General features: G+C 41.3%; 20 protein-coding genes. 2 read left to right on the top strand and 18 right to left on the bottom strand.

Going from position 1 to position 24,071, the window contains the following annotated elements:
- Positions 1-83 precede the first annotated feature (83 nt).
- The 13 genes from G586_RS0106125 to G586_RS0106060 form a co-directional block, all read right to left on the bottom strand.
- The gene (locus G586_RS0106125; RefSeq protein WP_026527039.1) at positions 84-605 is read right to left on the bottom strand and encodes a cysteine hydrolase family protein; all 522 of its coding nucleotides are present in this window, start codon (positions 603-605) and stop codon (positions 84-86) included.
- The gene (locus G586_RS26780; RefSeq protein WP_026527038.1) at positions 602-817 is read right to left on the bottom strand and encodes a hypothetical protein; all 216 of its coding nucleotides are present in this window, start codon (positions 815-817) and stop codon (positions 602-604) included. The genes G586_RS0106125 and G586_RS26780 overlap by 4 nt, the downstream gene beginning before the upstream one ends.
- A gap of 2 nt (positions 818-819) precedes the next feature.
- On the bottom strand, positions 820-2,358 hold the full coding sequence (locus tag G586_RS21935; protein WP_035772646.1) for a flotillin family protein: 1,539 nt from the start codon (positions 2,356-2,358) through the stop codon (positions 820-822).
- A gap of 226 nt (positions 2,359-2,584) precedes the next feature.
- Entirely contained in the window at positions 2,585-3,442 is an 858-nt protein-coding gene (locus G586_RS21930) for a class B sortase (protein WP_051204605.1), read from the bottom strand.
- 40 nt (positions 3,443-3,482) lie between these two features.
- Positions 3,483-5,810 carry an ABC transporter permease gene (locus G586_RS0106105; RefSeq protein ID WP_026527037.1) on the bottom strand — a complete coding sequence of 776 codons (2,328 nt, stop codon included), beginning with the start codon at positions 5,808-5,810 and terminating at the stop codon, positions 3,483-3,485.
- A gap of 38 nt (positions 5,811-5,848) precedes the next feature.
- Positions 5,849-7,540, bottom strand: a complete 1,692-nt coding sequence (locus G586_RS0106100; RefSeq protein WP_026527036.1) for an HlyD family efflux transporter periplasmic adaptor subunit — start codon at positions 7,538-7,540, stop codon at positions 5,849-5,851.
- A gap of 76 nt (positions 7,541-7,616) precedes the next feature.
- On the bottom strand, positions 7,617-8,321 hold the full coding sequence (locus G586_RS0106095; protein ID WP_026527035.1) for an ABC transporter ATP-binding protein: 705 nt from the start codon (positions 8,319-8,321) through the stop codon (positions 7,617-7,619).
- 649 nt (positions 8,322-8,970) lie between these two features.
- Positions 8,971-10,068 carry a hypothetical protein gene (locus G586_RS0106085; protein ID WP_026527034.1) on the bottom strand — a complete coding sequence of 366 codons (1,098 nt, stop codon included), beginning with the start codon at positions 10,066-10,068 and terminating at the stop codon, positions 8,971-8,973.
- A 105-nt stretch (positions 10,069-10,173) separates the two neighbouring features.
- Complete coding sequence (locus G586_RS0106080; protein ID WP_196811549.1) at positions 10,174-11,619, bottom strand: MBOAT family O-acyltransferase; 1,446 nt, start codon at positions 11,617-11,619, stop codon at positions 10,174-10,176.
- A 131-nt stretch (positions 11,620-11,750) separates the two neighbouring features.
- Positions 11,751-12,677: a hypothetical protein gene (locus tag G586_RS0106075; RefSeq protein WP_155834035.1), complete on the bottom strand. Its 927-nt coding sequence runs from the start codon at positions 12,675-12,677 to the stop codon at positions 11,751-11,753.
- A gap of 20 nt (positions 12,678-12,697) precedes the next feature.
- Complete coding sequence (locus G586_RS0106070) at positions 12,698-13,771, bottom strand: hypothetical protein (protein WP_026527031.1); 1,074 nt, start codon at positions 13,769-13,771, stop codon at positions 12,698-12,700.
- Between the two features lie 404 nt (positions 13,772-14,175).
- Positions 14,176-15,567: a PhoH family protein gene (locus G586_RS0106065; protein WP_026527030.1), complete on the bottom strand. Its 1,392-nt coding sequence runs from the start codon at positions 15,565-15,567 to the stop codon at positions 14,176-14,178.
- A 189-nt stretch (positions 15,568-15,756) separates the two neighbouring features.
- Positions 15,757-16,776: a TRAP transporter substrate-binding protein gene (locus G586_RS0106060; protein ID WP_026527029.1), complete on the bottom strand. Its 1,020-nt coding sequence runs from the start codon at positions 16,774-16,776 to the stop codon at positions 15,757-15,759.
- 127 nt (positions 16,777-16,903) lie between these two features.
- Here G586_RS0106060 and G586_RS0106055 point away from each other — a divergent pair, with 127 nt between their 5' ends.
- Positions 16,904-18,169 (top strand): hypothetical protein, encoded by a 1,266-nt coding sequence (locus tag G586_RS0106055; protein ID WP_026527028.1) that lies wholly within the window; start codon positions 16,904-16,906, stop codon positions 18,167-18,169.
- 285 nt (positions 18,170-18,454) lie between these two features.
- On the opposite strand, the gene G586_RS0106050 is transcribed toward G586_RS0106055, so the two are convergent.
- Positions 18,455-19,183 carry an SEL1-like repeat protein gene (locus G586_RS0106050; RefSeq protein ID WP_026527027.1) on the bottom strand — a complete coding sequence of 243 codons (729 nt, stop codon included), beginning with the start codon at positions 19,181-19,183 and terminating at the stop codon, positions 18,455-18,457.
- Between the two features lie 114 nt (positions 19,184-19,297).
- On the opposite strand from G586_RS0106050, the gene G586_RS0106045 reads away from it, so the two are divergent.
- Entirely contained in the window at positions 19,298-20,335 is a 1,038-nt protein-coding gene (locus tag G586_RS0106045) for a CPBP family intramembrane glutamic endopeptidase (protein ID WP_026527026.1), read from the top strand.
- A gap of 71 nt (positions 20,336-20,406) precedes the next feature.
- Here the strand turns inward: G586_RS0106045 and G586_RS0106040 are convergent, their stop codons facing one another.
- The 4 genes from G586_RS0106040 to G586_RS0106025 form a co-directional block, all read right to left on the bottom strand.
- Positions 20,407-20,658: a hypothetical protein gene (locus tag G586_RS0106040; protein ID WP_026527025.1), complete on the bottom strand. Its 252-nt coding sequence runs from the start codon at positions 20,656-20,658 to the stop codon at positions 20,407-20,409.
- A 14-nt stretch (positions 20,659-20,672) separates the two neighbouring features.
- Positions 20,673-22,157, bottom strand: a complete 1,485-nt coding sequence (locus tag G586_RS24700) for a methyl-accepting chemotaxis protein (RefSeq protein WP_051204604.1) — start codon at positions 22,155-22,157, stop codon at positions 20,673-20,675.
- Between the two features lie 178 nt (positions 22,158-22,335).
- Positions 22,336-22,986: a hypothetical protein gene (locus G586_RS24695; protein WP_051204603.1), complete on the bottom strand. Its 651-nt coding sequence runs from the start codon at positions 22,984-22,986 to the stop codon at positions 22,336-22,338.
- A 19-nt stretch (positions 22,987-23,005) separates the two neighbouring features.
- On the bottom strand, positions 23,006-24,067 hold the full coding sequence (locus tag G586_RS0106025; RefSeq protein WP_026527023.1) for a glycosyltransferase: 1,062 nt from the start codon (positions 24,065-24,067) through the stop codon (positions 23,006-23,008).
- Positions 24,068-24,071: the final 4 nt, after the last annotated feature.

Genomic DNA, 24,071 nt, shown 5'->3' with positions numbered 1-24,071 from the left:
TAATCCCAGACAGATTAAATCCCCAGCCTTATCAAAACAGGTAAGGCGGGGATTATTGTTATCACCGGTAATTGTTTTTCTCATTATGCCATTGCAATCTGGCATGAAGCCATTGTCTCAAGAGCAGCATTGTGCTTGTCAGGTGTTACACCTGCACAGCATGTAGGATCAACGCTGATCTTAACCTCAGGCATGAATGCCTTTAAAATAAGAGCGTTTGATGCAACACAGATATCTGTGCACAGACCAACAAGCTCGATCTCGATTTCTTCTTTGTCTGCGATTTTCTTTATCTCCTGTGCAAGCTCAACTGATCCGAATGTGGGCTTATTTATTACTTTTGCATTCCCAAGAGCTGCAGCTACGTCGCCATTTATTTCCCATCCGGGAGTTCCTTCAATGCAATGCTCAACAGGAAGATTAGCACCCTCCTGAGTGGACATATAATCCGGCTGATGTGTATCTCTTGTTGCAAAGATATTCTCTACATCATAGCTCTTAATCTTTTCAACCACATTGGGAACTATAGCAACTGCCTCGGCAGTTCCAAGACTTCCATCGATAAAGTCCTTCTGCATGTCGATAACAACTAGAATTTTTCTCATACTTTCCTCCATATCATTCTTGGATAATTTTTATAGTATAGTACCACATATTTCAGAATAGCACTAACACCCTGATAATTTTTTCTGATATTCAGGTCCCTCAACAGCAACCACATTATTTTAAAACTCAAGAATGCTTCCATAATGACAATAATCATAGCCCCGGTCTTTCGACCGGGGCCACCCACGCTGCCTGAACCAGTTGTCTTCATTATTATTCAGTTACAACATCACTGTCTGCTTCAACACTTACATTAACGCCACTTCCTGTAAGATTGATGTTCTTATTTACCTTGGCATCATAGGTTCCGGCTCTCATGATCTCGGTAAAGTCAACGCCTGTAGCCTCTGACATGGTATCAAATACCTGTTTCATAACTATGGGCATGTTACCTGAAATCTGGCTCGCACCATTTGTGCCATCACCTGTACCATAGATGTTGATCTTATCGATCTGTGAAAGAGGCTTAGCAATTTCAGCAGCCATCTGAGGCATGATCTTGATCATCATCTCAGCCATAGCAGCACCGTTGTACTTCTTGTAGGCTTCTGCCTTCTTCTCCATTGCTTCAGCTTCTGCAAGACCTTTAGCCTTGATTGCTTCAGCTTCGGCGCGACCCTTTGCTTCAATACCTGCTGCCTCTGCATCATACTTAGCCTTGATACCTGCAGCTTCCTGCTCTGCTGCGTACTTCTGAGCTTCAGCCTGTGCCTTCTTAGCATCAGCCTCACGCTCCTGCTCGTACTTAACAGCTTCAGCTTTCTTCTGTCTCTGAACAAGCTCTGCTTCGGCTTTCTTCTCAGCCTGATACTTCTCAGCATCGGCTTTCTTTTCAATCTCAGCAGCAAGTTCCTGCTGCTTAACAGCTACTTCCTTCTGCTTAAGTTCTGCCTCACGCTCAGCCTTAGCGATCTGAGCATTAACAGTGTTGGTCTGAATTGTTTTTTCCTGTTCCTGTCTCTGGATCTCGTATGCGGCATCAGCCTTAGCCTTTGCTGCATCGGTTTCCTGTTTAAGTTCTGCCTGCTTCATAGCAAGGTCACGCTGTTTCTGCGCTATCTCAAGGTCAGCTGCAATTCTTGCATCATTAGCTTCCTTGTCAGCCTTTGCCTTTTCAACTGCTACTTCCTTTTCAGCCTGAGCCTTTGCAACAGCTGCGTCCTTCTTGATCTTGGAGGTATTATCCATACCAAGGTCATTTATGAGACCGTTTTCATCGGTTACGTTCTGAATGTTGCAGGAGAGAATCTCGATACCGAGCTTACTCATGTCCTTTGAAGCCTTTTCCATAACCTGATCAGAGAAGCTGTCTCTGTCGGTATTGATTGCCTTAAGAGCCAGGGTACCGATGATCTCACGCATGTTACCCTGCAGAGAATCCTGGAGGTCAAGTGTGATCTGCTCAGGATTCTTGTTAAGGAAGTTCTTGGCAGCAAGCTGAATAGCTTCAGGTGTTGTGCCGATTCTTACCTTAGCAACGGCGTCAACATTAACATTGATGAAGTCATTTGTAGGTACTGACTGCTCTGTTTTGATGTCAACAGTCATCTGTCCAAGATAGAGTTTGTCGACTCTTTCAAAAAAGGGAACTTTAATGCCTGCGCGTCCAACCAGTATACGAGGAACCTTTCGAAGTCCGGAAATGATGTAAGCCCTGTCCGGAGGTGCCTTTACATAACCAGCTGCAATGATGATCATTGCAAAAATAATGATTGCGGCAATTACGATTGTCATTGTTAATGATGTAGTCATACGACCTTCCTTTCCCGGGGATTTTCCCCCAACGCATCCACGATATACGAATCACTATGAATCGTTATCTCGAATGTCTTTATGCTTATATTCTAAGTTCAGTGATGTCGGGAATATATGACTACTTTGGAGTCTTTGTGTATCGTATTCCTCCATTTATGTGAAATATTTTTTCAAAAAATAAGACTTCATTTCAAATTAAAAATTCGAAGTGAAGTCCTAATCATTATTTATCATAAGCGGCAATTTTTACTGAATGTACAACAAACCTGACACCGCTTCCATGCTGGCCGGCACAGGTGGAAAGTGTAAGAAGTGATGGATAATCATCAAAGCTGATATCTTTAGGAATATCTATCATTGAACACTTTTTAACATAATCAAGATACTTATCATAGTCGTCTTCAGTCTTAACCTCTGTGTAGCTGAATGAACCATCCGTCGTTCTATAGTATGAAAAAATCCTATACTTCAGAACCTTATCCTCAGTGTAAATGTAGATGTAAGGCTCATCCCCCAGGATATCCTCGTCCTTATTTTTGTATAGAACCTTTAGTGCACCAAACATTGATCCATTTTTCATGTTATGTCCAAAGAGCATATCGCTCATTCCGCAAAATTCAGGGTCAGATAATACGTCCATGAAAATACAGCCCGCTTTGTTTGGCACGCCTTCAAAGGTTTTATACAAGTATTGATTTATTGTCTTTTCTTTTACAACAGGATAATTGATCGAAGAGATCGCAGGAAAATAAAGCCATCCGATAAAATCCGGATTGACCTCTTTTAATGCGGAGAAATCGATATCAAGCTTTGGATAATATTCCTCATCTAAGCCATCATCAGCGCCTGTGTCCCGGCTGTCATTTCCTACTTCATCAGTTTCTTTAATGTCCTCTTTAACGGACACCACATACTTATCTCTGATATTGTCATATTCGTTTACCGCAATGGAATATTCTTTCTGGTCGAAGTAAACCATGACACCTTCGTAGCAAATAACACCAATCAGAATAACTATCAGAATTATTCTGATTACTCCCCATATTGAAATTTTACTTTTTTCGTTATTTTCATTCCCCATAATAAACTATTTTAACTGAACCTCACATATTATTAAACCCTTATTCCCTGCTCTTTAATGCCTCTACCATATCGATAGATTTAACCTTTGATGACACATACAGATTTACAAGTACAGATACCATAAACGTTCCTATCACAGCGCCAAGGTATGGCATTGCGGAAGGATTAATGACCATGTCGTAGTAAATTCCTGTTGTAAGATCAACAAGTAAACCGAGCATCACACGCCCAAACGGCACACCAAGCAGCGCTCCAAGCGCAGTTATAGACAGGCTCTGCTGCAAAAGAATAACTCTTATATCCCCTGAGGTAAAACCAAGAACCTTAAGCGTTGCTATTTCTCTGGTCTTCTCAACATACGACAGAACACCGAGGTTATATAAAACCACAACTCCCATCACAACAGCAATTGCAATGATAATATAGGAAACATAATATGATATCTCATTTGTATTCTTAAGAGACTCTATCAGCTTCTCCTTACTGTCCACAGAAACTACTTCCGTCCTCGATTTTAATGAGGTCGGCACTGTCATATTCGTGTAAATATAATTCGGGACGAACTCTCCTCCTATCTCTTCCCATGCACTCCGGCTCATAATAATACCCTGCCCCGCTGCCAAACGGCATTTCTTTACTATCGGGGCACTGAATACCCTTGAGCTTCCGGGTATGGTAAAGTTAAGTGTCTCACCAACTTCGACACCCAAAAAGTCAAACATCTTGGTAGAAAGTACGATTCCACTCTGGGGAGGCTCTATATATTCAAGATTCTCATCCTCCAGTAGGAAAAGATTACCATCATCAAGGACTGTCAACTCCCTGACCGATTCCTCAAAGGCCGTGCGCAGTGTTGCAGCAGCTACCTGAACAAGCTGTCCATTGTATTCCTTTGCATATTCGTAAACAGTGCCATAGGGTGTGGCATCCGCAAAGCAAATTTGCTCATTTGCCCTGATAATCTCACCGTACATCCATCCGGCCTGATTGCTCAGACATTCAAAGAATCCAAGTGCCATGAATATCAGCATACTACATACCAGAATTCCTGCGACACTTACAGCTGTCCTTAGCTTATTTCTTCTGATATCACGAACATTCCATCTTGTGGCAAATTTCAGCAAACGCCATATTACAGTATTCTCAAGAAAACTTGTTGATTCAAACTGAGGTGCTTCAGCCTGTAGTATCTTCGATGCATTCTGAATAAGGAGCTTTCTTGTAGTTATAAAGGTCACCGCAATACAAAGGGCTATGGTAAAGAGGCACATGTACAGTGTTTTTACAGTAAGCTGAAGATTCTGCAGGGGATTCTGATAGTAGTAGTCATTGAGGTTATTTAGATAATTCCCAAGAACAAGTGGTCCTATGATAACGCCGGATAAGCAGCCCAAAGCTGCAATGATCACTGAATAAGACATATAATGGAGAGTTATTTTCTCCCTTGAAAAGCCCAAAGCCTTTAATGTACCTATCTGTACTCTTTGCTTGTCGGTAAGTCTTGTCATGGTGGTAATAATTCCAAGAACCGCTACTGCGAGGAATATCAGTGGAAACACAGTTGATATTGCATCATTTGAGTCCATTGATCCTGCATAATCCATATAATCCTCATCCTCAATCTTAGTTCTTATAAGAATATCGGAATTATCAAATTTCTGCTCTATCCTTGAACGCATGGAGATCATCGTGTTCTTTTCTTCATCACTAAGCAGATAGCCGTTGTGTGTTACATCCTCAAGGTCAACAATAAGCATATCAAACCCGGCATAACCGCTTGGGCACTCACTTATATCCATGATAATAAAGCCGTGAGTACCGTACTCCGGCTCTGTATACGTCGCATTCGGAAGATAATAAAGAAATTCCGGGCAGTATACTATTCCATTTACCTTTTCGTGCAATGTGTAATTGCCGCTTGTAAAGGTTAGCGTGTCACCAACATGGATTCCCATTGGATCAGCAAAACGCTTCTCTATCCAGCAGCCTGAGCTTCCGGGGGTATATTCCACTCCATCAGTCACGAGCATCTTGGAAACATCATTGCTTTCTATATAACTAAGGACCAGCAATCTCTCTTTATCAAGGTTAATCTTGCCGGTTGCGCGAGACATACCATCAACATTCCTCACCCCGTCCAGATTTCCCAGCATATCAATATCTCTATATGAAAACTGGATTCCCTGAATATCCAGATCCTTGTAGTTTGTCATATCAAAGTAATCAGAAGCCGTGCGGGCCGCACCAACATTGCTGGATTCAAAGCCTGTCTGAATAAAAAGGGCAAGTAATGTCATTATATAGATCGCAAAAAACTGGATCGCATTTTGTTTAAGATCACGCAATACTTTCTTAAAAAGAATCATCTGCGCCTCACCTGTCTGCTAAAAATCTTTTAAGCTTCTTAATTAGCGGGCTTAAATCTTTTTCCTTCATCTTCGTCGCTTAGAGCAGAAACGATGACCGTCTCCCCTTCTGAAAGTCCCTCAAGGACCTCTGTAACTCCATTTCCCGCAGCGCCTTTGACTATACTTCTCTTCTCAGCCTTTCCTCCCTTAAGCACGTAGATATAATCTCCGTCATCGCCTGTATAAACGGCTTTGTCCAAAACGCTAAGAACGCTCTTTTCTTCTTTTGTAAAAATCTTAACCTGTGCTTCAAGCCCTATAGTAGGTCGAGCCTCAGAATCATCAAAGGTTATCTCAACCTTTACCTTGGGTTTTCCCGAGGTATCCGTAGTCGTAGCCACCGGAGAAATAGCTGATACAGTGCCGGTATAGGTCTTTGCACCAATGGTTGCCTCTGCCTTTTGTCCTGTCTCAACATTTTCAATATCATATCTGGATACCATCAGTGTCGCCTTATATCCGCTATCAGGCTGGATTACAAAAAGCGGAGTACCTGCTTCTGTTATAGCTCCATCATCCACAAGTCTTTCAAGGATTGTTCCGGTAGCTGATGACAGCACACCCTGCTTAACGATATTTAGAGCCTTCAAAGCTGTAGCTTCCTCTGCTCTGGCGATCACCACTGAATCCTCATATGATTTTAACTGTGCTTCGCTCACTATTTTTTCTTCAGCAGCAGCCTTCTCAGTCATAGATGTAGACCATTCCTTATCTATGAGTTCAAGCTGTCTTGAAAGCTCGGCATATTTGGCAAAATCCTCAGTTGAAAGCTGATCGACCGGTATTGAAGCAAGTGCATCCCTGCTGTTATTAAGACTGTCCTTTAAGTTGTTTACGGATTCTCTGGCATTCTCTTTGCCATTTGCAGACTGCTTTGTCTGTTCCTTTATCTTTTTATACTCTTTCTTATCTATCTTTTTCTCTGCTTTTAAAGCTTCAAGATTCTCTGATTCTTTCTGAATCTCCTCAATACATTTCGCATACTCCTCCGAATCCTGCGAATAGTGTTCAAGCTCTGACTGATAATTTTTTATAAGCTTCTTTGATATCTCTATTTTTTCATTAACCTGATCAAGCTCTCCCTCCATCTCAAGCTGTTTTCCATGGCTTTCCTGATATGCACCGGTTTCCGCCTCAAGTCTTGCAGCCTCAACCTCGAGATTAGTCTGAAGCTTTGCTATTTCACCCTCAACGCCCTGAATATTCTGCTGTATGCTTCCGCTTTTTGCATTCTGGGCAATGCTTATATCATCTCTGTCTTCTTCAACAGAGACATACTGAGCCAGCAGCGCACCTGCCTTGTTGGCTGCTGTGGCTGCCTTGGATCTGTTCGTATTATTATCTGTTACCGCAGCATTATAATTGTCTTCATGGTACGTTACATTAAGACCTGCTTTATTATACTGATCCTCAGCCTCGGTAATGTCATAATCAGCAAGCACATCGCCCTTTTTAACGCAGTCATTGACCTTACAGGTTATGGATGACAGCTTTCCTGTTGCCGGAGCATATACAGTTACCGCAGCATCAGCTTCAATAAGGCCTATTTCACTAATGCTCTCTGTTACATTTCCTTTTACGGCTTTCTCAACATCAACAGAATCCGGAATCATGCTGTATGCAAAGACGCCTCCTCCTGCTGCAAGAACTACTACACCTGCAATTATATTTCTGACAATTCGCTTCATATCCCCCTCCTGAAATTCTGAAAGCAAACTTCTATTTTACATGGATTATGTTTATTAGCTGATTTTTTTCAAAAGTTCACCATACGATTTCATCAGCACTTTTTGGATTATCATTCTTTACGATCTTATTTACGGTTCCGTTTTTCACATATATGACCTTATCCGCTATATCTGCAAAAAGGGCGTTATGCGTAACCATTACAACAGTTCTGTTATCTTCTCTACTTTGGGCACAAAGGAGCTTCAATACTTCCTTTCCGGTTTCAGTATCCAGTGCTCCGGTAGGTTCATCGCATAATAAGAGCCTTGGCTTCTTTGCAATGGCTCTGGCAATGGCAACTCTCTGCTGCTGTCCTCCCGACATCTGAGATGGAAAATTATTTTTTCTTTCCTCTAAACCTACGAGCTTTAACGCCTCTAAAGGATCCATTGTTTCAATCCCAAGCTCACTCATAAGCCCGACATTTTCCATGGCAGTAAGAGTCGGAATAAGATTGTAAAACTGGAAAATTATCCCAACATCTATTGCGCGGAAAGCACTTAGCTGTCTGTCTGTTAAATCGGTAACTGTTTTCTCACCGAAGGTGATTTGACCGCAGGTGGCGCTATCAAGTCCACCTAGCATGTTAAGAAGCGTACTTTTTCCTGATCCTGAAGGCCCAAGAATTACAACCATCTCCCCTTCATCAATTGTCAGGTTTACATCCTTTAATACCTCATTGGCAACCGATCCGGAATAGTACGTCTTGCCGACATTTTTAAGAGTGATCAATACTCCCATATGATCTTTGAAATCCCCCATATCTCATAAGATGTTTTACTTTTATCATAATTAAGTTTATTCTAACAAAAAAAACCCATATCACTACGTGATATGAGTTTTTTTAATAAATATTTTAGAAATAAATCAGGCTATTGATCTCTTTGCGACAATACCCATATTTTTATTAGGATCGGGACGTTTCATCTAATTTTAGTGAATCACGATAGGCGCGGCTGCATTTGCTATCTTTTGACTTTTGCGGCCGCATATTTGATTAAAATTCTTACTATGTGCTCTGATATTCGCAGCTACATCTACTGACTTTTGGCTTTTGCGGCCGCGTTTTGCTTAGAGTTTTTCCCTTTAACTCTGATATCCGCGGCTACATTCACTGACTTTTGGCTTTTGCGGCCGCGTTTTTACTTAGAATCTTTCCCTCTAGCTCTGAAATCCGCGGCTGCATTTACTATCTTTTGGCTTTTGCGGCCGCATTTTGCTTAGAAATTTTCCCTTTAGCTCTGAAATCCGCGGCTACATCCTCTGACTTTTGACTATTGCGGCCGCAAATTAGCCCAAAACACCTGTCACTAGCAAGATTATAGTTTGGAAATATTATTAGGTCATAGATATCCAACATAACTTATAGCTATTAGTTCTAATCTAATCCTTATTGTTCTTTCAAATTTTCTTCTACCAACTGCTCTATATATTCAGCATGTCTTAAATATGAGTCATAATTTGAATCCCCCCTATGATCCGGTAAAAGCTCAGCGTTATAGAGGCTCTTTAATGTTCGCCCAAGATAGTCAGTGTATTTGTTAGCCCCATTATAGTTAAGGTGCGAGCTTCCGTCAGAAATATCAGAACCTCCTGTATAATCAAGGCCTATGTCTTCAAGATGTCTGAACACATAGTCAAAATACACATTGCCATCTCCTGCGGCATTTTTTTCGAGCAGATATTTCTCAAGCCAGTTGTAGCGCTGAGTCTCCTCCTGAACAAGCCCCTCCTGCTGCTCAACATTGAGCTCATAAGGAACCATAGTCACATATAGCTCAATATCGTTTTTCTTTGTAAACTCGATTATCTTATCAAGATATGTGATGCACTTTTCCATCGGCGGCTTGCACTCATCCGTGTCTATCACAGGATCAGGCATCACCTCATTGTGGAAGTGAGGAACAAAGCCCTTGTAATAGCTAAGGTCTTTGCCAAATGCATAATCAAAATCTCCGTCTTCAAGATTGTTATACCTGTCATGATATCCGAAAAATGAAGGAAAATACTTGTTCCAAAGTTCCTCCTTATTATCGAAGCAGGCATTCATCAGCTGCAGTTTATTCAGAGAAAATCTCATCCCATACAAGCTATCGCTCAAGAAATAATAGTGAAACTTGTAATCCTCCTGAAAGGCTGCTGCCGTGAAAAAATCGAGAACAACAATCTTTGGCTTTTGCGTTTTACAGATTTCCTTCAAATAGTGATAGGAAACCCAAAGAGGCTGCTCTGCTGATGAGAGATCATACCCCGCAATTCCATAGTCGCTAAATAGCTTTGCAGTATTGATTCCACAGTGCACATGACTTGAGCCCAGCATAACCACATCGATGGAATTCTTTGGCTGGTCATAGAGCGCGCGCATCTGTGTAATACCCGCCTCGGTTTTGGTGCAAAGGATATTATTGGCGATGCCTATTGCAAGAATAAATATTATTATGCTTAGAAGTGTTGCTATTATTCTTTTTGTTATATGCTTAGTGTTCATAGAACCCTCATCCGTCAGCTTCGCTGACACCTTCTCCCATAGGGAGAAGGCTATGAATTTAATCATTATTTCATCTTACAAAAAAAGGATCATTATTTTACCTTGTCAGAATTGTGCGTAAACGAAGCTACGTATCTCATCTCCTGCGCCATATCTTCCAAATATCAAAATGACAAGTGCAAGAAAAACAAAAACTCCGCCTCTTAAAAAATCCCCCCATTTTGTGGCAGCCATTTCAGGAGGAATACTATCCTTCCTGTAGGCTAAAGCGTCCATGACAGTAAGAAGAATTAGAGACAGTCCTGCTATCCACCATTCGATCTGAGATAGTCCAAGCATAGGACCATCCTGAAAAGAGAGCCCTGTTCTAATCCCCGCAGTGCCGACAAAAGGTATCATACTTTTTATAAAGGTTAGTGCAACTCCCATGTCAGGTGCTCTGAAAAATATCCATGCAAAAGATACCAGGACAAAGCTTATAAACCTTCCCATCATTCCCTTTACGAGAAACTCTGCTCTGCTCTTTTTCATGATACTTGCAAGTACATTCATTACCCCGTGGAAGATTCCCCATACAATAAATGTAAGTCCTGCGCCATGCCACATTCCGCACACAAAGAAAACAGCAAGGGTGTTCAATGCTTTTCTAGCCGTTCCTTTTCTGTTACCGCCAAGGGGAATGTAAACGTAATCCTTAAGGAAATTACTGAGTGAAATATGCCAGCCGCGCCAGAAATCAACCACATTTTCACGAAGATATGGTGTTCTGAAATTCTGTGTCAGCTCTATTCCGAACATGGATGATATTCCGATCATTATATTGGTATAGCCTGCGAAGTCACAGTAAATCTGCATGGTATAAAGCAATGACGCAAGCATGACGGTCAAGAATCCGAATTCTGTAGGCTTCTCGAAAACAAGGTCAACCGGGATTCCAATTCTGTCAGCTATGACCATCTTCATGAAAAGTCCCCACAGAAGATATGAGAGTCCCCTAACCGCTTTTTCAAAATCAAAGAGCTTTGTTCCTTCAGTCTTCTCAATCTGCAAAGCAAAGTCAGCTTCCCTCTCTATGGGGCCGCTCATCCACTTAGGGAACCACATCATATAAAGAGCATACATAAAAGGATTCCCGCCGGCTTTAGATTTTCCCTTGTAAACGTCAGCAATATAGCTGATAGCCTGAAAAGTATAAAAGGAAAGTCCTATTGGAAGCCCGAGCTCAGAAATCTTACCCGGAACCTCTATTCCTATAAGAGATGAAATCAGCGCAAGATATTTCCAGCCAAACAAAATGGCGGCAAAAATGATAACGCCACATGTAAGAGCTACACCTTGTGCTCTCTTCTCATTCTTAGTTTTGAAGTGCGAGATAATCACACCAAAAGCATAAGACAATGCGGTTATCGCAAGCAGCACAGAGAGTCCGAAGGCTTTTCCCTGCCAATATATAAAAATGACACTGGCAATAAGAAGAACCCATTTCCGTAGCTTGCCCGGAGTGATAGTAAAAAGTAAAAATGTAACTATTAAAAAAACAAAAGTTGTCAACTGAAAAAGCAAGTCGATTATCCCCCAATCTTAGCGGATTATTGTTGTTTTAAGCCAAATACTGATTCTGAGCTTATTACTGTTTTAAGCCAAATACTAATTCTGAGCTTATTACTGTTTTAAGTCATCTACTAATTCTGACCAAGATACCCTGTAAGCTCATCCAAAGTCATATGAGAAAGAGCTGCAGTTGAATTGAAGGTATACTGTGAATTGAAGTCATACTCTCCATCTGCAATCATGAGCTCATCAAGGAAGTAATGTCCAAAATCATCTGCAAGCGTATTCTTATAAACCGCTGTATACTCCTCCGCGGAAATAGCATTGCCATCACCATCGGAATATGTCTTGTTACCATCTGAACCCTTCATTACTACTACAGAATTCATAAGCTCCGGAGCCTTTGTTTCTGCATTAACGCGGTAAATGTAGCTTTCTATCTTTTCATAGTTACCTGTTATCACATACTTTATGAAGAGATTCTTTTCAAGATAAAGAGCGGCATAGGCTTCAGGAATGAATGAAGACTCACCATTATCCTCATCTCTGAAAATCTCAAAGGGTTCAGTTACACCGCCCGCTGCAAAGCTACAGTAATAAGCGCATTTTCCTGCAACATCATGCATAATAAGCTCAGGTATCCCATCTTTATCAATATCAAGAAGTGAAAATCTGGAAAGATCGTCTGAGCTATCAGGATACAACAAAGCACAGTCATCCTTAAACTGCGATGCCCTTCCTATAAGTCCGTCCTTATATTCAGCGCTTGCAATAACCTCAGAAGGATCTGATATGATCACTTCCTCTAAGGCTCCATCCAAAGCTTCCTCTGCCTGCTCTTCTGATGCATTTTCTGATGCTTCTTCCAATGGCTCCTTTGCTATTTCCTCTGATTGTCCTTCTGCGGCCTTCTCTTCAGTATCCACTTCAGAGGAATAGGTAGCCTCATCATCAGCCTTTTTAATATCTGTATCTTTATCTGTCTTAAAAACAAGCAGATAGACCAGGATAGCCAGCACAGCAAGGGATACAGCTGCAATGGCAATAAATATCTTCATTGAGTTTTTCTTTTTATTTTTCATCGCCATTCCCAACCCTCACTTGAAACTTGTTCCTTCAGTTCAGACACATTAACATCCCATGAGCTATATGCAGAATCACCTCTGTGATCCGGCAAAAGCTCAGCGCCATATCTGTTTCTTAAATCCTCTGCAAGATATTTTGCAAACTGGGTACTTCCGTAATAATTCAGATGGGAGCTTCCATCAGCAAAATGTGTGCCTCCCTCGTAATCTATTCCAAGGTCTCCGATATGTTTGAAGGTGTAGTCAAAATATATGTTATCAATTCCCTCATCCTTAATCCCTGCAAGATAATTCTCAAGCCAGTTATATCTGAGGTCTTCCTCCTGGGTTACCCCTTCCTGCTGCCCTACATTGAGATGATATGGAACGATTGTTATATAAAGCTGTATGCCGTTTTTATATGTATAATCTATGATCTTCCTTAGATATTTCTGTGACTTTTCAGAAGGTGCCTTCACATCCGTTGTATTTGGTACAGGTGTTTCCACAGGCGCCTGCTTAAAAGAGGGCGTGTATCCCTTAAAGGAGCTGTAATCCTTACCCCATCCATCCTTTAATGCAGTCAGGTCATCAGAATTCTCAGGTGAATAATAAGAATAGATGTATTTCTTTTTTAATTCCTCATCGCCATCTACCGCAGTATTTACCATCTCCACCTTATTCATTGAATAGCGAAAACCGCAGAATGCATCCTGAAGATAATAGTATTTATCAGCATAGCCATCAAGAAAAGCTGCCGGCGCAAAGAAATCCAAGACCACTACCTTGGGCTTTTGGTATTTACAGATTTCCCGAAGGTAATAGTAGGATATCCATATCGCCTGCTCGGCAGAAGAATAATCATACGCAGAGATGCCGTAATCCTCCCAGATTTTAGCGGTATTTATTCCATAATTAACGTGACTTGACCCGAGCATTACAACATCTATGCTATCTCTGGGCTGACAATACATGGCAAGTCCCTGCCTGATTCCACCGTTTGGTCTGTCCGTCAAAAGTCCACCGGTGACATTAATAGAGCTCATAAGGCAGGTTATTGTTAAAAAAGCTGCAATTAGTGATTTCATATTCCATTCCTCATAAAATTGTCCACAGATAAAGAGATTGTAACAGAATTGTGCGCTTAATATCAAATAAAGTCTTACGTAATTTCAAGTTATACATAAATGCCCCTCATCCGGCACTTCGTGCCACCTTCCCCCATAGGGGGAAGGCTTAAAAGAATATCAGCAAAACTAACAGGTATAAAAAACATCTATCCAGGATTCCTATCAGCAAAACTAACAGGCAGAACAAAGAGTCGCTCGCGACTCTTTGCGCGCTGGTGCGCGCAAGCTTTAGCTTGCAAAATTCATCTGCGCACCAGTCGCATCCTTAGCGGAGCTCTTTTTATTCAATAGGAAATCCAAAGGAATTTCCTATTGAATAAAAAAGCCTCTATCCGGGATCCACCCGGGTAGAGGCTTACTCATTACAATATTACTTTGTCTCTCATTCTTCCTATGGCATCCATAGCAAGTCTTGATCTCTCGCATTCCTCGGCGCTGAGAGTTATCTGCCAGCATAATTCCGAGCCCTTCATATGCTCGGAAGCATATGATAATCCATTTGTCCTTTCATCAAGGAATGGTCTGTCTATCTGGTTCGGATCGCCGAGAAGAATAATCTTGGTATCCTTACCGGCTCTTGTGATGATACCCTTGGCCTGAGCCGGTGTCATGTTCTGGGCCTCATCTATGATGAGATATGTCTTTAAGATTGAACGACCTCTGATAAAGTTTAGTGCCTCAGTCTGGACTATTCCTCTCTCGAAAATTTCATCCGTTTTATCCTGAAGCTCCTTCTCATCAGCATATCTCTCCTCTTCACTGGAATCGATAAGCTGCTCTAGGTTATCAATGATAGGCCTCATGAGCGGCCCGATCTTTTCCTGCTCGTCTCCGGGAAGAAAACCTATATCATCATCAAACTGTGAGTTAGGCCTACAGACAAGAATTCTTCTGTATTCTCCCGTTGGTCTGTTTATCATTTTCTCAAGACCTACAGCAAGTGAATAAAATGTCTTTGCCGTGCCTGCCATTCCCTTTACTATGACAAGTGGCGCTTTATCCGCGGGCTGCATCAATGCTTCCTGAAGGAAGTACTGACCTGCATTTCTCGGTGTAACCCCGTAGGGCTGCGCCTTTTCAAATTCTAATTTCTTGATGATTCCGTGATCAACTCGGCCCATCTGTGTCTTGTTAGTGGACTGGTCACCCTGGAGAATCACAAATTCATTTTCATAGAGCTCCGGCTTTATCTTATTACCATTCTCATCGCAGGTATAAACTGCATCTACCGGCACTCCCTTTCTTCTAAATTCTTTAAATATCTCTTCCGGTGCGTATACCCTTATTCTTCCTAAATACTGATCATCACCGGATACTACCTGTTCAGTTGTAAAATCCTGAGCCTGGATTCCGAGGAGCTGTGCCTTAATTCGCATCAGAATATCCTTTGTTACCAGGATTACCTTCTCCTTCTGTGTATCCGAAAGCCCTTTGCATACTCTGAGGATACGGTTGTCGGATTTGTATTCCACCATATCCTTGGGGAGCTCAACATCCTTGTAGTTTTTCTCTACTCTTAGGATTGCTCCGTCCTGGAGTTCTACTCCTTTTGTAAGATCGCCTTCCTTTCTCAGCTCTTCAAGGAGCCTGATTACTTCACGGACATTGGCACCGCGCTCACCCTCGTCGCGCTTGTGCGAATCCAGTTCTTCAAGTACCACCAGCGGCAGGACAACATCGTTGTCGTCAAAACACTTTAAAGCGTGTGGCGCCTGAATGAGGACATTAGTATCGAGTACATAGATTTTTTTCATGCACTTCCCCCCATCCTATTTAGTTAGACGTAAGAAAAAATGGTATAACTCCTACGTCTATGTAAGAATTATACCATATTTAGGGTTTTTATAAATCAAAAAATACTACAATTTGTGATTACATGACTAAATAGTCAGAAATCGTGATATTTTTTAATCACTTGACCAAATAGTCACACAGCTTTCACATCACCTGTTTGCGAGCCAGCCCTTGGTTTCCTCATATACATCCTTGAAATCTCCTGAGTAATTCTCCCTTATTTTCTCAGTGGCATCCATAAAGGGCTTTAAATCCGGATAGGTTACCTCAACACCCAGAGCGGTCAGCTTTTTAAAAATATCATCTTCAAATTCATGAACGCCCTTCTGCTCAGCAAGTGAAGAAGACTCTGCTGCGGCATCCACTACCGCCCGGTCTTCATCCCCAAGCGAATTGTATACATCAGTTCTCATTACCACGTTCCATAGATTATAAGCGTGATTAGTCACTGATACATAAGGCTGAAGCTTGTAATACTGATTAGTGTAAAAGGTTGTAACAGACCAGTCCGCACCATCATAAGTTCTTCTGTTAAGGTTATCGTAGAGTTCGGCACCAATGTAGTTATAAGAGGTAGCGCCAAGCATTGAGAACATATCCATAAGGACCTTACTTCTGACAGTTCCTATGATGAGCCCCTTCATATCTTCGGGAGCGTTTATAGTGTGCTTTGAATTGGAAAGACATCTGAAGGAACCGCAATAGTGGCAGATTACTTTTAGCCCCTTCTTTTCCAGCTTTTCATCAATAGCCTTATTTATATCGCTTTTTGCAAATTCCCATGCAGTCTCGTGATCTCCAAAAAGATATGGCAGTCCAGTTATACCCTCTTCCGGAATAAGGTCGGTAAAATATGGAGCGGCAATCACAGCCATGTCAATTTTATCCTTTTTAATAGCCTCATATGCAGTCAGCTGGTCATTATACTCATTTATGTAATGAATCTCACACAAAACTCTTCCATCTGTTCCTTCTTCCACATCAGCTTTAAACTGCTTTATATAGTCACATCTAAAATCGTCTTCAGGCATAGCAACTGCAATTTTTATAGTAGTAACATCACCTGATTTATTCAGCGATTTTCCGCAACCAAAAATAGTGCATGCCAAAAAGCACACAACCACAAGACATATGATAGCCCGTTTAAAAATTGTATTAAAAGCAATCATAAACCGCGTCTCCCATGTGATTTGTCAACTTTAATGTTAGCAAATAAGCGTCTAAATGCAATTAATATATTCTTAAAATATTATGATATAATGAATTTATAAATAATCGGGTGGAGGATCAAACATCTTGGCTCTTTTTGGCAGAAATTATGAAGATGAACTTGATAATAATTATATGCCGCTTGAAGAGTTCGCTCCTACTATCAGCAGACAGGAAGCTGTTAAGAGGAAGAAGCTCACTGACCTCATCTCGCCCATCAGAGATATTCCCATCGCATTAAAAGGAAGAAGAAACCAAATAGAAAATGACCTTGACTCATTCTCTTGTGATCAGGATGAGAGTTTTGATGCGCTCATTAAGGAGGTTGGCGATATAGTTTCCACCACCGAAGGGCACATCGATGATGTCGGCACTCTTAACGAGACAATTGAGAAGGTTCGTGATGCTCTCTCGTCTATCAAGGAGACTACTGACAGCCTTCCGTCTCTTCCTGATAATTCAGAATTAGCTGAGGATATCGAGATCCCGCAGATCAATCTTCCAAAGCTTGCCGAAGAATATATGCCTGACCCTGATCTCGTAACGCAGATAAGAAGCTATTCTTCTTTTTCTCACATTTTGAAAAAGTCCGTAGCCTATACTCTGTCTTCACTAGAGCAGTACCACGCGCAGGTTCAGAGTCTTTCCAAGAAGAAAGAAATGCTTGAATCCCTCGCATCGGAAGCAGATCTTTTAGCTCTTAACACCACGATCGATGCCACCCATATGAATGAGGAGAGCCGCGAATTTTCAACAACTGTAGCAGCAGAGGTCGGTAATCTTTCAAGAAAAATCCATGAAATCTCGGCTGCACTGGATGCGGAGCTTGATGCTCTGGAAAATGGCTTTAAGACAGTCCGCTCTTCCGTTAACACCATAGAATCCGCGCACAGAGATGCAGCCAGATATGCTGATATGTACTCTTCTGCCAGCAATGAATACTACAGACAGAGCACTAATTATACAAATATTCTGATTCAGAGCCTCTCAAGGCTTAATCAGGATTTCAGGGAAACATTGGATAAGCAGGATGCTCTTCAGGAGGACTATCTTGAAGCACTGGATGTCTTCAGGTCAGAAATAATGTCCTCAGCCCGTGAAATCGTTTACAAGGGCAGCCGTATAGGAAGCGTTCTTGACGGCTGTATACGCGGTTCAGCTTCCCTAAAGGATGAGATGACAGAAACACTCGAGAACATTAAAGAGCTTAAAGTATCTCTTGCTGCTGTCAGAAAAACGGATGCCATCAGAAAATCCAAGTATTCCGCCGCACTCCTCAAAGCATTTGACCAGGACATCGTATGGCTTCACAACAAAATTGAAAGTGTCATTGACGCCTCAGAAGAAGAATAAGTATAAATTGCAGACTTCCCATACTCAAAAGGCGCAGTAAGGCCTCGGGTATGGGAAGTTTTCATATTAGCCATAACACAACAAAAGAGCCAGTGTTTTACACTGGCTCTTTCTCCCTCATAATGCATAAACCGCAGAACGATTTATATTTTTTGCAGGTCCTGCCTGCATTTATATACTTCATTCATCAATATACTTAGATTTTATCACACTTTTCCGATAATACAACACATAAAAAATGTTTTTTTCGCATTTTTATAATATTTTTAGAAAAATAGTTTCCTGTTAAAATCTAATATACCGCGGTCTTCCCGAGCTGACGACATAGTCTTCAGCACATATATAAGCAACCAGTTTCCCACGATAGTAGAATTCACACCTGTTTCCATTCTTCTCATCCATTACAAGCGTGATGGTATCCACTCGTATGCAGTCCTCTGATTCCTCATACCATAATCCCTGAACGTTCTGTCCATAGGTTATAGCGAAATCCTTAAGCTCGCAGTAGTGGAATCTGTCGTAGGTTATCAGCATTCTCGATCTCTTGCATTCATCGGCTCCGGACTTAGGTATTCTGGCACATATGATCTTGATTCTGCCGCTTTTCATATGCCTGAACGAAACCATTATGTCATGGCCATCCTCAAGTGCCTGATAGAGTACAAAGGGATGCGGGCTACAGTAGAGCCTCTCGCTTCCATAACCAAGCTTCTTTCTCAATTGTGCAAGAACAAGCCTGATTTTTGCGATGAAAGCTTCATCATCAGTGTTTCTTCTGACCTGAAGTCTTAAGATAACCGCATACTCTGCCTGAAGATAATAAAAGTAAGCCTGTGCGATATCCACGGAACCTCCAATACCCTTGCGGTACATATCGCCAAGCTCATAGGCAGCCTCTGCAAATCTGCATCTGTAGTGACTCTTTCCCTCACTTATGAATTTTTTGCGCTCCAGGCGGTAATCAGCTCGCTTTGCTTTTCTGATACCTACCCTGCTCTCATCCCGTTCTTTCATAGAAGTTATGATAACACAGAAGAGATTTCTTTACACCCTTGATTTTATTTCGTATAATTTCGCTAGAAAAGAAAATAATATTTTCACCCATTGATTTCAAAGGAGATTATTTTAATGACAGTTAAAAAGAAGTTTTCACATCTGGGTTTTTCGATCGTTTTTTATCTTGTCGCATCCAACCTTATCAGTGCAATCGCAATAATGATCGCAGCATTTATTTATGCCTTCGTATATTACTTCGATGCAATGGTGGCAGCATCAAATGGCGGACCTGCCATTGATTTTTCACAGACTGCTGCCCTTATCGCCAGCTTCAGAGCAAATTCCACACTAATAAATCTTATAACCGCATGTTCAAGCTATTTTGTAGCTGTACCGCTTACAATACTCGTTCTTAACACACCTCGTTTCAGAGATGTTCCGCTTAATGGAATGCAGTTTTCAACTCCGGTAGAAAAAACCATGCAAAGAAACCTTACTCCCGGAGAATTAATCAATTTCCTGTTGTTTATGTTCCCTCTTGGAATACTGGGCTCACTCATAGGCAATATTCTTGCTTTGATATTAGGTTCAATAACAGGTCAGCATTTAAATGATATTCTTACGTCAGCATTGTCAAATATGTCTCTTCCTATGGTGTTTCTTCTCAGTGTGGTACTGGCACCGATTTTCGAGGAGCTTGTCTTCAGATATGCAGTAATAGGCTACATTAGACGCTATGGTGAGTGGAATGCCATAATAGTATCCGCTCTTATATTTGCACTAATTCATGAAAATATATTCCAATTCTTCTATGCTTTTGCTGTTGGTATCATATTTGGCTATGTTTATGTTTACACAAGAAAGCTGATTTATTCAATAATCTTGCACTGCACCTTTAATTTCTTTGGGGCCTTTGTTCCAATACTGATCGATCCGAGTTTTTCGCCCACAAACAAAGCAAGTATAATTTATTCCATGATCCAATATATCGTAGCCATAATCGGGTTTATCCTGCTTATAAATTACATTAGAAAAGGGAAGCTTTTAGAGACTACTCCCGGAGCACCGATTCAAGGCAAGCTAAGTAAAGATGCCATCCTTAATCCCGGAATGATCACACTCATAGTAGTATGTCTTATCTTTACGGTACTGTTAATGTTCTTTACCTAAAAACTGAAAGCTTTAGTATTAATAGCAAAACTCCCCTCAGACTTTGAGGGGAGTTACTTTTTTATTATGAACTATAGCATCTCAACTATTTCCTGTGAAAAATCAGCAATACCTTCTTTGTACAATTTCTGAACAAATTCAACAGCTCGCTGTCCTGATTCCTCAATCGGCACATCCTGGGAATAAATGTACTCAACCTTGTTTCCGTTAGCCATGATGAAATTAACCTGTGTTCCGATAATCTGTCCGTCACCTACATCCATTCCTACTACCTCGACATCAGTAACCTCACGAACACGTCCTGCAGCAAATAAAACTCTCATAAAGACCTCCTTATTCAATCATCATCTGAGTCATCCGTATCAAAATTGATTTCCTTAAGGCGTTGTGCCTGCTTGTAAATTCCATCAAGTGATTTCCTAAAGCTCTCAAATTTTGAAACAGCTTCTCTTGCGTTTTTAAGACCATCATTTGACAGAGCAGCAACCTCTTCGCTGGTAGCGGAAAGATTGGAAATATTGTCATTGATCTCATTTGTTGAGTTATCAATGAGCTCCATGCTGTTTCCGATATCTCTTATCTTCTCGATAAGATCCTCAACATTATTATTGATTGTCTCAAAGGATGATGCCGTATCGCGGATAACCTGATTCTGCTGTTCAACAGATTCTACCGTGTTATCGATACTCTCCATCGCTTTGTTGGCATCCTCTGTCAGCTCTCCGATAATCTTTGTGATCTCACTGGATGCATTGTTAGTCTGTTCCGAAAGCTGTCTAATATCATCAGCAACAACCGCAAAGCCTTTTCCTGCCTCACCTGCTCTTGCAGCCTCAATTGAAGCATTCAGGGCAAGCAGATTTGTCTGCTTTGAAATCGCCATGATAGAACCGAGGATTTTCTGGACGTCTTCCACTTTGTTGATAACAGCTTTTGTGGATTCAGCTGTAATCTGGCTGGCCGAGCGAACACCTCTCGCTTTGTCTCTTAGGACCTCTATCGTCTTTGCAACATCCGCAACTGTTTCCTTCGTGTTGTTAGATGCCTCTATCATCTGTTGACGCTGCGAATCAGCAACCTGAGTCTGTTCTCTGATCTCCGCTACCTTCTGAGCCTCATCTGTAACAGCATTGGCTGTGCTCTCAGTAGAGCTTGCAATATCCTTCATGCCGGAGCTTGTGTTTTCAATGATTGTCTCAAGTTCGGAAATACTTCCCTGTGCTTCATCGAAATGCTTTGCAATTCTTCTGGCAATCTTACCCATATCATGACTTGCTGCTTCCTGAGCCTTTGCACTCTCTTCAAGGGAAGTAACATGTTCTTCATTGAATGTGTAAAGAAGACTCATTGTATAGTATGCCGCAAGTATGATAAGAATCGTTGCAACACCGGTAAGTCCGATTTCAGTAAAGGATCTTTCATTTGTAGAAAGGACACGCATTGCCGTGATCACATACATAAGGAGGATTACCGAGCTTCCTCCGATAATTATTCGCCTGTTCATGTAGACGATTCCGCAAACAAGAATCGGAAGTCCGAACATAACGTAGAACAACTGGTTTTCCACGATCATGACTACCACAAAGGTAACAGTGGCTCCAAGCATTATCATGGCTGATCCTAATTTTTCTTCACGGAATTTAGCCATCGCCACTGCCATAACAATAATACTCATGACAACTGCCAAAAGCTCTACTATTCTGCCTCCGGAAAAACCCTTGGTTACTCCTTCAAATAAAAAAGCGAGTCCAACAGTAGCCACGATAATAAGGCATACTACAAACGCTCGCTGATTAGCACGGGAGAATTGGTTTTTATCCATATTGTCCTCCTCAAAAATAAGTAAAGTCCGACTGTTACAACGTTAATCTCACACTTAATATTTTATCAGAATAGACGAAATAAGGTTCTTAATTTTTACTAAATAAAGATATCCCGCTCTTTATAATTACTTTATAAATAATGCATATGACGTAAGGGGTATTAGTTATATTGCCCCATTACTGTCTGTCATAATAATCCTTGCCTGAACAGATAAAATAGGTCCTTATATAGCCATCTGTCGAAACAAAAGCAATTTCGTTCGTTGCTTCAAGGTAATAAATATCATCGCCATCTTCAGCCTCAGTCTTATGCAGCGCCTCAGGATTATTTATTAGAGCATTGGCACCTGCCAGATACTCAGCTTCTGAGGAAAATCCCATATCTATACCATGCTTCTCATAGTGTCCCGTGAGCCTGTCCTGATATCTGAAACGGTATGTTTTCTGCGACGCCTGAGCTTCCTGCTTATCCTGATCTGACTCGCTCTCTTTGACTTCCTGCTCTTCCTGCTCTAAGAGTTCCTCCTGTTCTTGTTCTGCCTCATCCTCCTGAACTTCCTGTTCTTTTTCCTCTATAGCAGCAATTGCTGCCTGCGTGGCACTCTGGGCCTCGCTGTCATCCGAGCTTGTCAATACCTGTGCAGAATTCTCGGCAGGTTCATATTCCTCTGTCTGCGAAGGTGTATTAGTATCCGGCTTATGCGAAACCTCGCCAAACTGCGGATACATTATCATATACATGGCACAAAATATAAATAGCACCATCATCCCCACATAATAGGTCTTCGATTTCTTCCGCCTGTTCCTTCTATATCTTCTGTTATCCATTCTTTATCCCCAAAAACTTTTACTTATACACAAATTCCCGTTGTATCACGAAGCTGAGTAAAAATAGCAGACAATCCACCGGGATTTTTACATATACTTCAGGCACGGTACTGAAGAAGCCATGAATGAAGGTAACTCCATATCCGCTCAGTAGTACGATCACAATCGCAAGAAGTATATACTTAACGACAGAGAAGAATTTATTACCCTTCCCCTTGAATACCACTTTGTAATTGACCATGAAATTATAGGTAGCTGATATGATTCTGGCCAGGATAGTTGAGAGCATTATATAACCAATAACAAGTCCCTCGGTATTCCTGAGAAGTCTGCAGAAAAGCGCAAACACAAGCATATCAATTACACTTGAAGAAAGGGATGATACCACGAACTTGAAGAATAATGCATATATCATGATAGAATCCCTGATAGGCCTGAAATGGCTTGATTTATTCTCTTCGATATAAATGGTCTCTATGGAAACCTGCCTTATCGGGACTCCCTGATACTTGGTTGCAAGAAGCATGTTTGTTTCAAAATCATATCTCTCGCCATTTTCATTAAGAAGATACTTCATGAATTCAGGGGAAATACCTCTAAGTCCAGTCTGAGTATCACTGACCTTAACTCCCGTCAGTAATCCCATCACCTTGCTTGTTGTTTTATTTCCAAAAACCGATCTTGCAGGTATACCGCTTTCATCAAAGTCTCTGCAACCAAGAACGAGCGCATCCGGAAACTCCATAAGCTCATCCTTGACTCTTTTTATATCCAGTACCCGGTGTTGTCCGTCAGAATCTGCGGTAATAACGCCTCCAAGGTCGGGGTATTCATTTAGACAGTAATTAAAAGCATCCTTAAGGGATCTTCCCTTACCCATATTTACCGCATGTCTTAGAATTACTGCTCCAAACTCTGACTTTGCTTTTTCAAAAAGCTGTCCGTAAGTGCTTTTGTCAGATCCATCATCAACGATGACTACAGGAAAAAGCTCTGCATTCCTAAGTTCCTCCAAAAGCTTTATCATTTTTTCATCCGGCTCGTATGCCGGTACTATTATCGGTATCGTTTTATTTTCCATCTTT

This window comes from Butyrivibrio sp. VCD2006 (genome assembly GCF_000423925.1).
Taxonomy (GTDB): domain Bacteria; phylum Bacillota; class Clostridia; order Lachnospirales; family Lachnospiraceae; genus Butyrivibrio.
The sequence above is the reverse complement of the archived record's forward strand: the minus strand, read 5'-3'. Positions and strand labels throughout refer to the sequence as shown.

What these genes read in the sequence shown, in the direction of transcription:
- G586_RS0106125 (WP_026527039.1), bottom strand. Translation starts at nt 605, where the DNA reads ATGAGAAAAATTCTAGTTGTTATCGACATGCAGAAGGACTTTATCGAT.
- G586_RS26780 (WP_026527038.1), bottom strand. Translation starts at nt 817, where the DNA reads ATGAAGACAACTGGTTCAGGCAGCGTGGGTGGCCCCGGTCGAAAGACC.
- G586_RS21935 (WP_035772646.1), bottom strand. Translation starts at nt 2,358, where the DNA reads ATGACTACATCATTAACAATGACAATCGTAATTGCCGCAATCATTATT.
- G586_RS21930 (WP_051204605.1), bottom strand. Translation starts at nt 3,442, where the DNA reads ATGGGGAATGAAAATAACGAAAAAAGTAAAATTTCAATATGGGGAGTA.
- G586_RS0106105 (WP_026527037.1), bottom strand. Translation starts at nt 5,810, where the DNA reads ATGATTCTTTTTAAGAAAGTATTGCGTGATCTTAAACAAAATGCGATC.
- G586_RS0106100 (WP_026527036.1), bottom strand. Translation starts at nt 7,540, where the DNA reads ATGAAGCGAATTGTCAGAAATATAATTGCAGGTGTAGTAGTTCTTGCA.
- G586_RS0106095 (WP_026527035.1), bottom strand. Translation starts at nt 8,321, where the DNA reads ATGGGAGTATTGATCACTCTTAAAAATGTCGGCAAGACGTACTATTCC.
- G586_RS0106085 (WP_026527034.1), bottom strand. Translation starts at nt 10,068, where the DNA reads ATGAACACTAAGCATATAACAAAAAGAATAATAGCAACACTTCTAAGC.
- G586_RS0106075 (WP_155834035.1), bottom strand. Translation starts at nt 12,677, where the DNA reads ATGAAGATATTTATTGCCATTGCAGCTGTATCCCTTGCTGTGCTGGCT.
- G586_RS0106070 (WP_026527031.1), bottom strand. Translation starts at nt 13,771, where the DNA reads ATGAAATCACTAATTGCAGCTTTTTTAACAATAACCTGCCTTATGAGC.
- G586_RS0106065 (WP_026527030.1), bottom strand. Translation starts at nt 15,567, where the DNA reads ATGAAAAAAATCTATGTACTCGATACTAATGTCCTCATTCAGGCGCCA.
- G586_RS0106060 (WP_026527029.1), bottom strand. Translation starts at nt 16,776, where the DNA reads ATGATTGCTTTTAATACAATTTTTAAACGGGCTATCATATGTCTTGTG.
- G586_RS0106050 (WP_026527027.1), bottom strand. Translation starts at nt 19,183, where the DNA reads ATGAAAGAACGGGATGAGAGCAGGGTAGGTATCAGAAAAGCAAAGCGA.
- G586_RS0106045 (WP_026527026.1), top strand. Translation starts at nt 19,298, where the DNA reads ATGACAGTTAAAAAGAAGTTTTCACATCTGGGTTTTTCGATCGTTTTT.
- G586_RS0106040 (WP_026527025.1), bottom strand. Translation starts at nt 20,658, where the DNA reads ATGAGAGTTTTATTTGCTGCAGGACGTGTTCGTGAGGTTACTGATGTC.
- G586_RS24700 (WP_051204604.1), bottom strand. Translation starts at nt 22,157, where the DNA reads ATGGATAAAAACCAATTCTCCCGTGCTAATCAGCGAGCGTTTGTAGTA.
- G586_RS24695 (WP_051204603.1), bottom strand. Translation starts at nt 22,986, where the DNA reads ATGGATAACAGAAGATATAGAAGGAACAGGCGGAAGAAATCGAAGACC.
- G586_RS0106025 (WP_026527023.1), bottom strand. Translation starts at nt 24,067, where the DNA reads ATGGAAAATAAAACGATACCGATAATAGTACCGGCATACGAGCCGGAT.